We start from the raw sequence: 13,529 nt of genomic DNA, 5'->3' as shown, positions 1-13,529 counted from the left end.
TTTATTCCTGCCCTTCTGCGAAAAATTCTAATACATCTGTATATTGTTTAAACATACTATTAATCATATCCTGATCAAATATTTCACTTACATAATCCCAGTTAATAACAAGTTCACCTCCCATTTCTCCTGCCTGATGATCCAAATATACTTGTGGTGTCTGACTAAGTCCCATAATAGTTTTCCCTAATTTATCCCATGGATTATCTGCATCATTGAATAACATACTAGTAAATACAAATGGCATTATTGGTTCTCCAATACGATTCTTCTTGCGTGCTAACTCTCTTATGAACTCTACTCCGTCATAATGCCTATGTTCCAAATTTTTCATTATCTCTTTCTGAATACTTTTAACTCTTTCTTCAAATATATCAGAGGTTGTAAAATCTATTTCTACTAACATAACCGAAGTAAAATCACCTACTAAAAAGTTTACTTCTTCATTGAAAGGGTATCTGTTAAATACAGTTAAATTAATAGCCATATGAGGTTGATTACTCCAATATGCAAGGACCTCTGCATAAGCAGCACACAGTAATGCTGAAGTAGACACTTTTAGATTCTGTGCTGTATTTTTAATTATTCCCCACTTTTTTCTATCAAAAGTAGCGGTTAATCTGTTAAAATGTGGTTTTGTTATAAGTTCAGGTTCACAAACATATGGAATACTTGGAGCATCCGGAAATGTATCTAAGCGTTTTAACCAAAAATCTTTGTCCTTTCGATATAAATCGCTACTTTTTAGTTCCATTAATCCTTTCATATAGTCCTTAAAAGTAAAATTCAATTCCGGCAACTGAATATTTTCATTGTCATAAAATGTCATCCAGTCATTTCCAATGATTTGAAGACTACTTCCATCAGCAATCAGCATGTCAAATTCGATAAACAAATAATAACTATTTTCTTCAAGCTTTAATGCTGATACACCTATCATGGGCCATTCCCCAGTTTGAAATACATGATGCGAAATAACTTTTCTTTCTTTTTTTATAGCATCCTCTTGTTGATTTTTGTTGCTCATTGATAAATCTCTAATATTAATATGATAATATGGAATTTCCTGTAAAATTTTTTGTTTTCCATCATTGTTGACAATAGCACGTAACATAGGATGACGTGCAATCACTTTATTTAAACTTCTCTCCAAACGTGCTATATCTAATTTTGTAACTACTTCAAGGTAAACATGGGTACACACACCTCCCATTTCAAAGGATTCTCTTCTGCCAAGTAAATAAGCCATCTGAATATCTGTTAACATAAATTCATCATATAAAGTCCTTTTATCCGGCACGATCTGAGGATATTGTCCTATAGCATTCTCTCCCTTTTTGGACTCAACTATTTTAGCTAACTTTGAAATTGTGCAATTATCATTAAATTCTGAGTAAGTTAGCGAGACACTATATTTATCTTGTAGACTATTCACTATTTCCATCATAGCAATTGAGTGTCCACCCATTTCATAAAAATCGCTATTAACGTTTATCTCTGTAAATCCCATTACCTTCTTCCATACCAAGGCAACTTCCTTCTCAATATTTGAAAAGCTATTCCCATCACGTCCAAGCAAAATTATATTTTCGATATCTCCGCCTGAAGTATTATGATTGACACAACGTTGAACATTTTCTTTTTCATTAGATTCTCTAGGTATAGTAAGCCAGCATGGAGTCTTTTCAAAAGAATATGTAGGCAGAGATACTATTTCAAATTTGTCTATATACAATTCATCCCAGTTTGGAATTTGTCCATCCATAAAGCTCACTGCCATATTATGCATATATGAAAATGTATTTTTATATATATTCTTTAATTTTTCACACTCGCTTTCAAACAAGTTCTTTCCATTTCTTATAAAGCAACTAATTTCCTGTTTTAGCTCGGAAAGATTTTTCACAACAAATGCTATTCGCTCATCATAGTGTGGTCTTGCCTTGCATAGTGTATAGCAAATATTTATCAGGGGAGGAGTTATGTTAAATTGCAAAAAATTGTTATACTCATATAATAAATTCCATAATGCATTTTTGGTTTTTGCAGATAAAACAAATAAATATTCTTGTTCCCTGTAGTTGATATTTGAATGAAAATCATTATCTTTTGCTTCTATAACCATATGACAATTTGTACCGCTAAAACCGAATGCGCTAACTCCTGCTATTCTCTTTCGTCCCTCTTTTTCCCATTTTTGATTTTCTTTTAAATAATAGACAGGTGAGTCTTCGAACGTTATAGCATTATTAGGTATTCTTAAATTGATATTTCCCGGTAATTGTCCGTATTGCATCGAAAGCAATATTTTCAATAAGCCAGCAGCACCAGAAACAGCATCTAAATGACCGATCATAGATTTTACGCTGCCTATACCGCAAAACTGTTTTTTATTAGTATATTTCTGAAATGCTTTATCTATAGAGTCAACTTCAATAGGATCACCCATGTTGGTTCCAGTCCCATGACACTCAATATATGCCATATCTTCCGGCCTAATCTTCGCATTTTCCCATGCCTTCCTAAGAACATCAATCTGAGCTTGGGGATTCGGAGCAGTAATTCCTGCTGACATACCGTCTTGATTAGTTGCACTTCCCTTAATTATTCCATATATGTGCTCATTATTTTTCTGTGCATCTTTCAATCTTCTTAAAACGAATATAACAACGCCTTCTCCCCATACAGTACCATTGGCATTTTCATCAAATGCATATAACGAAAAATCAGGTGATTCTATTCCTATATTTCTATTTTTATTAGAAACAGGCATCAAATTTATCCTAGCACCCCCAGTAATAGCCATGTCACATATATTATTTTTTAATTCTTCACAAGCCGTGTGTATTGCAACCAAAGAGGACGAACAGGCTGTATCAATTAGCATACTGGGGCCTTTTAAATTGAACACATATGATAATCTACTAGGAATTATAGAAGAAAGATTCGGTGCAACTGCCATACTATACGAAAGGGGTTCAATATCATTTACCATTTTCCAATAATTAAATCTAAAATCATTTGTGTAACCTATATAAACACCAGTATTAGTTCCATAAATACTTTCTTCTGTGTATCCTGCATCAATAATCGCTTTCCATGCTTCTTCCAGAACTACTCTTTGATGTGGATCCATTAATTCCGCTTCTTTAGGTGTTATATTAAAGAATTTATAATCAAAGCAATTATAATCGTCTATGTATCCTCCTTCCGAGAAAAAATCATCTTCGTGTAAATCCCCAATAAATTTAAGATATTTTTCACATTCATACTTTCTTTTTCGTTCAAGTAATCCTTTGCAATCTCTTCCATGTATTAGATTATCCCAAAATTCAAAAATATTATTTGCCCTTGGCAATCTGGCTGAAACCCCTACTATTGCAATATCATCCGATTGAGAAGCCTTTTCTTCAGTTTCATCGTTCACACTAATTAACAGAGTTTTACTATCAATAAATTTTGATAAACTTTTGATTGTAGGATTTGCAAAGAGATCCGAAACTTTCAAATTTAGGTTTAATTTTTTATTTATTTCACTTACAAACTTAGTTAGAAGTATTGAATCCGTCCCTAGCTCTCCGAAATTTTGAGAGACATCAATTTTATCGACTCCTATAAGTACTTGTAGTATATTTGCCACTTCCCGCTCAGTTTCGGTATATATTGCATCTTTTTTACCTGTTAATTCCAACTTATTAGTCGTTTCAGGTTGAGTTCTCTCAATATGATATAATTCCGAAGAAACTCTAAATGATTTGGGAATTTCTAGCCAATAGTTTTTATTATGAAATATTGTTCCCGGTAACTTCACATATCTGATATCATTTGTCTTTGGTTCAATAAAACTATTTATATCATTCCCTGCAAGAAAACACTTATAAAAATCTGGTAGTTCTCCTAATTCCTCTAATCTTGAATCAGAAAATATCCATTTTCTATGTTTTGGACCTTCTTCTAAAATATTTATTAGTTCCTTAATATTGGAGAAATTTATAACACTACGCAAATTGTAGTGGTTCTTTCTGTATAAAGCACTGTAGCAAATTTCTTCTGAAGTAATATCCGTATTCTTATTCAAAAATGCTACATATTCATCTTGTAGTTTTTTATAATCATCCTCTCTTCGAACAGATAAAGCCAAATAATAATTTGAACCAGCATATTTTGATATTGTATGGATTCTTTTTGGTTCTGCTTCTTCTATTAGCATATGAACATTGGTACCACTTACTCCAAAAGAACTGATACCGCATATCATTTTATTTTTTACGTAAATTGTATTTGTTGGTACAAAAAGTGCACTGTTTTCAAATGTAATATTTTGATTTGCTATATTAAAATTGGTCATAGGAGGTATAATCTTATGCTGAATGGATAGGAGAACCTTTATCAGTCCAATCACACCTGATGCATGTACAGTATGCCCAACATTTGCTTTGACACTTCCTATTGCACAGAACTGCTTCTTCTTTGTAAAATGATTAAAAGCTCTAGTAAGGCCTTCCAATTCTATCGGATCACCTAATATTGTTCCTGTACCATGTGTTTCAATATAACAAATTTCTTCTGGATTAATCAAAGAATCCTTCCAGGTATTAACAATTAATTTTTCCTGAGCTTTTTGGCTTGGTGCTGTAATACCGGCTGATTTTCCATCTTGATTCACGTTGCTACTTTTAATGATTCCATAGATTCTATCATTATCTTTTTTTGCATCTTCTAATCGTTTTAAAACTACTACTCCTACTCCCTCTCCCCAGGTAGTCCCATTAGCACCATTATCAAATGGTTTTGTTTTATAGGTCGGAGATTCCACACCTATATTAGAATTATTTTTATTAGGCAATACACTAAGTTTAATGCCACCTGACAGAGCCATATCACATTCGCCAGACCTAAGTGCTTTTGCCGCCACATGTATGGCTGTTAATGCAGAAGAACAAGATGTATCAATCATCATATTAGGTCCTTTTAAATCCCAAATATAAGATAATCGACTAGCTATTACTGGCCGCAAATTTCCGGTTTTAGCTATATCTGAAAACTGATTTTGCAAATCTTGTACTAGCGTATAATAGTCGGAATCATCTCCAAATCCCACGTATACTCCTGTGTTAGTATTCTTTACGGTAGCTAATGGGTATCCCGCATCTTCTAATGCTTTAAAAGCAACTTGTAAAAAAATCCTCTGATTCGGATCAAGCAGTTCAGATTCTTTTGGCGTTATATGAAAAAGTTCATTATCAAATTCTTCTATATTCTCAATATAAGCCCCTTCAGGGCATACTATTTTATCTCGATGATTGCAAGGTATTGTATTTATATATCTATTCAACCAATGTCGTCTTTTTGCCGGTAACATTTTTACCGTATCAATTTGATTGACTATGATATTCCAAAACTGCTGCAAACTATTTGCCTGTGGTATTTTTATTGCCATACCTATAATAGCTATATCCATAACATTATTCTTATCTTTCATATCTACTACCACCTTTTAGGAGAACCTAGTCTTAATTTCATTTGCTAATATTCTTTGCAGCTGTAAATCCGCTGTATCATTCTCCAGTTTATGGAACCATTTTTTTTGTTCATCAGGACTTATTTTTTTTGCATTTAACATTTCTTGTAAGCAATTAATTATATCTTTTATCAATAATTCGTCGATTCTTTCTATGCCATTACAATGCTTTATCATACCTCGTAATCTCTTTCCTCTTTCGATCACTTCTATCTGATAATTTTCCATGCTATCATTACAATTACGTGTACAAGCAATTATAGTAAGTCCTCTTTCTATCAGATTTCTAAGATTATTAGAAACAGAATACCGTTCTCTAATAATATGCTTTATTTCTTCTCGATCTTTTGAGTACGAGTAAGCTGAAAATCCTGAAACTGTTTTTACCAGATTAGTAAGCGTCTTTTGAGGTCCACACTCTATAACAATATCTACTTGCTGCCTTCTCAAAGCATGCATTATATCATTCCATAAAACAGGTCTACTTAATTGCATCTTTAATTTTAATCTAATATCATCTTCGCTTTCGTATGCCTCGGCATCTACATTCGAAAAAACAATATTTGTATTCATTCGGAATTTACATTTCTGTAATTCTTTTTCAAAAGCATCCTCTGTTGTTCTCATTAGTGGACTATGGAACGCTCCGCTAACTTTCAATAGCTTAACTGAAATATTGCTTTTTTCAAAATACTCCTGTGCTCTTTCAATCTGTTCAACTGTACCTGATATAATTGTTTGATGATCGGAATTATAATTTGAAATAGCGATTTCATTGCCTTCAGAATTCTGCTCTTTACAATACATTTCAATATTTAAAATATCATCATCTAAAATAGCTAACATTCCACCCGCTTGAGCTATATTTTGCATCAGACTGCCTCTTTTGTTTACTAAACGAATTCCATCTTCAAAGCTAAGCATTCCTGATGCAATTAATGCTGCATATTCGCCTACACTATGACCAGCAAATAGTTTAGGCAAAATTCCATTTTCTTTTACAAAAAAATCATATAATGCAACACTATAAACTACTGTGCTTAATTGTGCTATCCTTGTTTCTTTCAGCTTTTCTTCAGAGGCATTAGAACAGATATCTATCAGATTTAATCCGCAGAGTTCGCTTGCATTTTCGAAAAATTCTTTTCCATTGGGATACACTGACATAAGTTCTTTGAACATACCTGGATATTGTGATCCTTGGCCTGAAAATACAATACCTAATTCTTTCATCACTGTTACTCCTTTATTTATTGATCCTATCCACTATTAATTCTGATAATTCCTTTACTGTAGGTGCTTCAAAAATATCAATAGCAGAAACACTGTCAGGGTACTTTTCTTCAATTTTTGTTGTTAATAAGATTAGGAGACTAGAACTTCCACCTAAATCAAAAAAATTATCATCGCTCTTGATATTGGCATTATTTAAAACGTTTTTCCAAATATTTAAAATACTCGATTCTACATCTGCTTCATCTAAATCGCTGCTATCTTTCTTGATATTATACAGTCCTAGCAAATCATCATACTCTCCAGCCAGAAATTGTTTTTCCATTTTTAACCGCTGAATTTTTCCGCTTTGCGTTTTTTCTAGTTTCTTAACTGGAATTACCATTTCCACATATAGTCCCAAACTATCGGTAACTCTATTTAATATTTTTGATGAAAGGATAGAAAATTCATCAAAACTATATTCTGAGGATTCTAAAAAGAAATATATTTTATCTGTTTGAATATCATCACTAAAAATTCCGCAACAAGCTATTCTTCCAGCTAGCCGTTCATCCGCCTCTTCTACCACTCGCTCAATGTCCATTGGATAATAGTTTTGCCCATTAATAAAAATAATTTCTTTAGCCCTTCCTGTAATTATTACAGAATTTCCATCTCTGAAACACAAGTCGCCTGTATTAAACCACCCATCTCCTACAAACGATTCCTTTGTTGCAGAGGCGTTATTATAATACTCTTTTATTACATTCTCCCCTCTTACCTGCAAATATCCAATCGAAAAATCTGCAAGTATGTTGTTATTTTCATCACAAACTCTTACTTCACAATTATCTACAGGTTCTCCTACGCTCACGAAAGCAGTAGCATTTTTTTCAGTATTATCACACAAAACAACTTGTTTCCCAATATTCAAATACCTTCTGTCAACAAAATATTTCTTTAGTTCTTTCCCCACTTCAGGAATTGAAATAACAGAAGTAGCTTCGGAACAACCATATGCTGGATATATAACGTTTTTATGTAAACCATGTCTTTGCAAGGTGTCTACGAACTCTGTGCATAGTTTATAATTGATAGGCTCTGCTCCATTAAAAGCCACTCGAATATTTGATAAATCCCATTTTTCATTTTGCACTGTTTTATAATGCGTAAGTAAATATTTAAACCCGAAATTTGGAGCATAAATCATTGTTACTTTATATTCACTTGCCTTTCTCATCCATATTAAAGGATTACGAACAAATAATTGCTTTGGCATTAAATACTGATTTGTAGCGCAAAAGGTACCCACAACATGAACTGATATCAGCCCTAAATTATGACTTAATGGTGCCCAATTCAGCATTTTATCATTGTCCGTAACAGCCTCTCTTTTTGCTAATGCATTTACATGTGTTGATAAAGAAGTATACAGAATTGGAATTCCTTTCGGAACTCCAGTTGATCCAGATGAATACTGAATCAATGATATATAGTCATGATCATGTTTATTTATATCGAACGTTTCAGCAATAGTGTTACTAATAACTTTTTCATAAAAAATATGTCTGTTTTCAAGCAGCTTCATTTCCTCTTCATAATTCTTTTTATATTTAAGCAAAACATTAAAAGTCTCTTCATGAGCTAAATAAAATGGATTACTTAGGCTTTTCAAAATTCTAAAAATCTTTTCTACATTCTCATTGTTTTCGCCAATATCAATTGGAACAGCAGTAATGCTCCCCATTTGACAGGCCCAAAAAGTATAAATAAACTGCTCAATATTCTCTGTTTGAAACAACAACTCATTGCCCTTACAAATGCCATATTCATGGAACACTTTTAAATAACGTAATGCACTCTCATATACTAAGCTATACGGTATAAACTTTTCTTTACTTTCATCTTTGATAATAGTTATTCCTCTATTTTCCAGTCGTGTATTTTCTATAAACCTTTTCATTAAATCTTGCATCACTATTACTCCTTTTCAAACAATATTTTTTCAATAGTAAAAACTACATTTTCTTTATCACTATCAATAAAGAAGTGGTTTCCTTGGAAATTGAATAGCTTCATGTCTCTTTTAGTACACTCATTCCATGCCAAAAGACCTTCATAGGGTATATTATCTTGTATGCCATTAAATATACTAATGCTACAATCCAATAATAGATCGTTCCTTGCGCAAGAATACTCTTCAATTAACGTATAATCTTTTCTTAAAATGTCGATAAAAATAGTACCAAATTCTTTGTTTTCTAGAATTTCTCTCTTCCCTCCTCCTAACTTAAGTATTTCTGATATAAATTCATCCGTTGGTAATGTGTGAATTTGCTTTTCTTTATGATTGTAAAATGGGGCCCGATTAGCAGAAAAGAAAACATGCATTAAATTTTTTTCAAATTCAGTATTTCTAATTCTCCTGCAAATTTCATACACAATCCAGCTTCCCATGCTATGACCAAAAAAAGCAAATTTATCATTCCCCTTAACATTATTAATTATATAATTGTATCCTTCATCCGCCATTTCTCCAAAATTATTATATGGCTTATCAGTATACCGATCCCCTCGCCCAGAGAGTTGTACAGGTATAATCTCTATATTCTCTTGTAAATATTGTCGCCATGATAAATAGTAACTGGCAGAACCGCCTGCAAAAGGCCAACAAAATAACTTTATTTTCTCCGACATATTGTTTATTAACTCCTCTCATTATCGTTTTGTAAAATATTTTCACTGTATGATATTCTTAGTTCAATGAGCACCTATTATGCAATTCGCTTTTACTAATGAGTTGGCTTCAACGCTTTTGGCCACCCAAGCATTGCTCCCAATTATGCTGTTTTTTCCAACAATCGTATTTCCACCTAATATTGTTGCATTTGCATATATTGTCACGTTATCCTCAATTGTTGGATGCCTTTTCGTCTTAAAATCAACGCAGTCGCTTATATTCTTTCTGAACGAATAAGTACCCAAAGTTACTCCTTGATATATAGTCACATTGTTTCCTATAATAGTGGTTTCTCCAATTACAATTCCTGTACCGTGATCAATAAAAAGATTTTTTCCGATTTTAGCTCCTGGATGAATATCAATTCCTGTCATTGAATGTGACTCTTCACTTATTATTCGGGCTAGAATATTAAATTTATTCAGGTACAAATAATGGGAGATTCTATGTAATATAATAGCTTTGATATAGGGATAACATAGAATGACCTCTTCTTTACAAGTAATTGCAGGATCACGTTCATGTACTTGTCCTATTTCATCTACTAAATCATAAAAGATAATCCTAAACTTTTCTTTTGCATCTCTATGGCAGAATGTTGGACTTTCATTAGTGGGAATAATTTCATTTAATTTTGTTAGCATCGAATTAAGGTCATATATCAATTCATCGAAAATTGTTTCCATATTTTTTGCATCAGATAATAACACTACTTTGTAACTCTGTAATATCTTATCTGCTAATTGTCTTGAAGGTATACTCCACATTTTCTCCTCCCATAATTAATAAAGCGGTTTCTACAACGGGATATTAGTGTGCTTTTTTATTATAGAATCTATAAATTCTTTCTTACTAATAGTCTTGAGTGCATCGGCAATTCTAATTACTGTTTCGTCCGGATCTACTTCAGCATCCACATATCCTTCAGCTAAGGCCATGTGAGAATTTATGTATCTATTATTATATTCCTTTATTTTGCTTTTCTTAAAAATGTCCTTTTCTTTCTCATCGCATATGCTCCGCAATTCCTTTTGATAAAGAATATCAATTGCCCCCTCTGCACCCATGACAGCAATTTCAGCATTAGGCCAGGAAAACACAAAATCAGTACCTAAATGCTTACTTCCCATAGCGATATATGCTCCGCCATACGCCTTTCTAAGAATAACTGTAATCTTTGGGATATGCGCTTCTGCATATGCTGTTACCAGTTTAGCTCCATGACGAATAATCCCCTTCTTTTCTTCGTTTTCACTTGGCATAAAACCTGGTGTATCAACTAATGTAATAATAGGAATGTTGTAGCAATCACAGTATCTAATGAAACGTGCAGCTTTTACACTTGAATCAGCATCTAGAACCCCGGCCTTTATCATTGGCTGGTTGGCAATTATTCCGACAGTCCCATTGTTTACTTTTCCCATGCCTACAATAATATTGGGAGCATATTGTTCCTGTATTTCTATAAAAGATCCCTCATCACATATTTCATATATAATTTTTTTTACATCATATGGTAATCTTTTATTTTGTGGAACCAATCCCTTAATATTTTTGTTTTTCTTAAGATTACTGTTTAATTCAAACTTATATGTACATTCATTATTATGAGGAATTAATTTCAATAACTTCCTTATTGCATCATAGCATTCGACTTCTGAATTCATCACAAAATGAGCAACACCTGATTCCTTCCCATGAACGTTAACTCCCCCTAGTTCCTCGGAAGAAATAACTTTTCCAGTAGATTCCTTTAAGACTTGTGGGCCTGTAACAAACATTTTGGAGATATCTTTAATAACATAAATAAAATCTGTAAGAGCTGGAGAATATACCGCCCCTCCTGCACAAGTCCCAGCAATTACTGAAATCTGTGGAATATATCCTGAAGCTAAAACCTGATAGTAGAATATTTCACCATACCCCTTCAACGAATTTACGCCTTCCTGAATGCGTGCACCTCCAGAATCATTAATTCCGATAATAGGGCATTTATCAAGTATAGCTCTTTTTAAAATATTTACTATTTTTCTTCCATGTTTACTTCCTAAAGTTCCTCCATTAATAGTAAAATCCTGAGAATAAATATATACTCTTTTCCCGTTGATTTCCCCTACACCTGTTATAACTCCATCGTACGGAATATTTATCTCCTTCCAGTCGCCCTTTTTACCGCTTACCGCTTGTCCAAGTTCGAAAAAGGTATTTTCATCTAATAGCCGTTTTATTCTTTCAATGGCATGCAGTTTTCCTTTTTGATGTTGCTTTTCAAATTGATAGTCCATAGTATCACCTCATATGTATTATATCACTCATTGAATAATTTTCATTCATCATGTAATTATTCTCAGCAAAATGTAACTTTTATCTTCTATATACTTACACTTTATTTGATAATAAAAAAGCGCTATCGTACTAATACTATGCTTAGTGCGATAACGCTTTTTTATTATTTACTTTGTCTGGGTATATTACATTTTTCTAATTGCTCTATTGTAGATTTTTTCCTCTTTCTGCTTATTCCTAAAATAGTTCCATCAATAAGTTCCACAATTTCTTCTGTAAAGTATTTCACATAAAGTACATTAATTAGGAAAGATTGATGTATTCTACAAAATAAATTGGATAATACCAATACTTCTGACTCTACTTTATTTAAAGATTTATAGCATGAGTATATTTTGTTAATTTTATTGTTTGTTATTATATATGTAATTCTTTTGTCGCTTTGAAAATATATTATTTCATTTAACAATATTTTATATTGAATCCTATTATACTGGAAATTATACACCTTAGATATAATAGGAAATTTGGATAATGCCTCATAGAAATATTTATCAAACATTACTTCGTTAAGTGGCTTAACTAGTAATCTAAATACTTCTAATTCTATTAATTCTTGAGCATGACCATCATCGGCAGCAATTGCTATTAATATTTTCTTTTGCTTAGATTTATTATGAGCTGCAACTGCTCTAGCAATGTCTTCTTCACTTTTTAAATCAAGAAAAATAATATCGCATTCATTTATATTGTTTCTTATTAAGTCTTTTAAGGAGAATATATTTATTTGAATGGTAATTCCTGACATTTTTCGTTTTTTACAAACCATTCGTTCAATAAAATTTTCTGTTTCGGTACTGCCATTGCATATCCCTATCTTCAAATTTAACATATTATCTTGCATTTTATAATACTCTAAATAACTAAAATCATACATAATTAACTGTTTCTGATTTTCCTATGAACCACATTCATTTGTGTCCAATCAAGGATTTTTTAATCAAAGACATGCAATATATCATTTATTTTAACTCTTCTTATATCCATTTCATCATTGTATTCACTGCATTCAGCTACAATATAATTTTCTAATTCTTCTGAAATTTTTAAATAAACATGATTATGTTTGAAAGGTGTTTTCAATGTGCACTTACCATTGCTGTCAAAATTAACGCTAAATGAATTCAGCGGAATGTTTAGACCCTTACCAATATACTTTATGTAACTTTCTTTCAATGTCCATATTTGCATAAATCTTCTATATGACAGTTCTGGGAACTCTATAATATAAGTATATTCATCATTACAAAATTGTACTCTTGCAATGTCGAGATCAATGTGTCTAATGTTTTCCAAATCTACTCCAATCTCGTGATTGCTCCACGCACATATAATCCAGTCACATGAATGAGAAATATTAAAATACAAGTCATTGCTATTTTTTATATATGGCTTACCATATTGATTATATTCCATCTCAATCTTACGATTTGATGTATTATAATTCAGCCTCAAATAGTATCTAACTAAAAGTTCAGCTCCAACAGTCCTTTTGGCATCTTCAACAAAATAAAATTTATCAGCTCGTTTTCTGCATTCTTTTGATACAAATTGTTTTAAATATTCATATTTGTTCCATTCTCCAAATTCATTTACATTTATCATATATATTTTAGCCATTATAAATTCCTCTCTATCCAGCTGGTTATCCTAAGATACATTCCTCTTAATATAATCCCTACCTAATGCATTTTGCAATACGAGATG

General features: G+C 32.1%; 8 protein-coding genes. All 8 read right to left on the bottom strand.

Annotated elements, in window-relative coordinates:
- Nucleotide 1: 1 nt before the first annotated feature.
- Nucleotides 2–5,482 (bottom strand): beta-ketoacyl synthase N-terminal-like domain-containing protein, encoded by a 5,481-nt coding sequence (locus WKT17_RS08005; protein ID WP_340272308.1) that lies wholly within the window; start codon nt 5,480–5,482, stop codon nt 2–4.
- A gap of 15 nt (nt 5,483–5,497) precedes the next feature.
- Entirely contained in the window at nt 5,498–6,754 is a 1,257-nt protein-coding gene (locus WKT17_RS08000; protein ID WP_270475792.1) for an ACP S-malonyltransferase, read from the bottom strand.
- Between the two features lie 13 nt (nt 6,755–6,767).
- Nucleotides 6,768–8,711, bottom strand: a complete 1,944-nt coding sequence (locus WKT17_RS07995) for a non-ribosomal peptide synthetase (protein WP_270475793.1) — start codon at nt 8,709–8,711, stop codon at nt 6,768–6,770.
- Nucleotides 8,712–8,716: 5 nt separating this feature from the next.
- Nucleotides 8,717–9,433: a thioesterase II family protein gene (locus tag WKT17_RS07990; RefSeq protein ID WP_270475794.1), complete on the bottom strand. Its 717-nt coding sequence runs from the start codon at nt 9,431–9,433 to the stop codon at nt 8,717–8,719.
- 63 nt (nt 9,434–9,496) lie between these two features.
- Nucleotides 9,497–10,243: a serine O-acetyltransferase EpsC gene (gene epsC / locus WKT17_RS07985; RefSeq protein WP_340272300.1), complete on the bottom strand. Its 747-nt coding sequence runs from the start codon at nt 10,241–10,243 to the stop codon at nt 9,497–9,499.
- Between the two features lie 30 nt (nt 10,244–10,273).
- Entirely contained in the window at nt 10,274–11,761 is a 1,488-nt protein-coding gene (locus WKT17_RS07980) for an acyl-CoA carboxylase subunit beta (RefSeq protein ID WP_270475797.1), read from the bottom strand.
- Nucleotides 11,762–11,925: 164 nt separating this feature from the next.
- Nucleotides 11,926–12,699, bottom strand: coding sequence for a LytR/AlgR family response regulator transcription factor (locus WKT17_RS07975; RefSeq protein ID WP_270475798.1), 774 nt, complete (start codon nt 12,697–12,699; stop codon nt 11,926–11,928).
- 59 nt (nt 12,700–12,758) lie between these two features.
- Complete coding sequence (locus tag WKT17_RS07970; protein ID WP_270475799.1) at nt 12,759–13,442, bottom strand: 4'-phosphopantetheinyl transferase family protein; 684 nt, start codon at nt 13,440–13,442, stop codon at nt 12,759–12,761.
- Between the last annotated feature and the right edge of the window lie 87 nt (nt 13,443–13,529).

This window comes from Blautia sp. HCN-20427, assembly GCF_037890365.1.
Taxonomy (GTDB): domain Bacteria; phylum Bacillota; class Clostridia; order Lachnospirales; family Lachnospiraceae; genus Blautia.
Note: the sequence above shows the minus strand (reverse complement) of the source record. Positions and strands in the feature narration are given on the sequence as shown.

Bases quoted from the DNA above. Each gene is read 5' to 3' on its own strand.
- WKT17_RS08005 (WP_340272308.1), bottom strand. From the start codon at position 5,482: ATGAAAGATAAGAATAATGTTATGGATATAGCTATTATAGGTATGGCA.
- WKT17_RS08000 (WP_270475792.1), bottom strand. From the start codon at position 6,754: ATGAAAGAATTAGGTATTGTATTTTCAGGCCAAGGATCACAATATCCA.
- WKT17_RS07995 (WP_270475793.1), bottom strand. From the start codon at position 8,711: ATGCAAGATTTAATGAAAAGGTTTATAGAAAATACACGACTGGAAAAT.
- WKT17_RS07990 (WP_270475794.1), bottom strand. From the start codon at position 9,433: ATGTCGGAGAAAATAAAGTTATTTTGTTGGCCTTTTGCAGGCGGTTCT.
- epsC (WP_340272300.1), bottom strand. From the start codon at position 10,243: ATGTGGAGTATACCTTCAAGACAATTAGCAGATAAGATATTACAGAGT.
- WKT17_RS07980 (WP_270475797.1), bottom strand. From the start codon at position 11,761: ATGGACTATCAATTTGAAAAGCAACATCAAAAAGGAAAACTGCATGCC.
- WKT17_RS07975 (WP_270475798.1), bottom strand. From the start codon at position 12,699: ATGTATGATTTTAGTTATTTAGAGTATTATAAAATGCAAGATAATATG.
- WKT17_RS07970 (WP_270475799.1), bottom strand. From the start codon at position 13,442: ATGGCTAAAATATATATGATAAATGTAAATGAATTTGGAGAATGGAAC.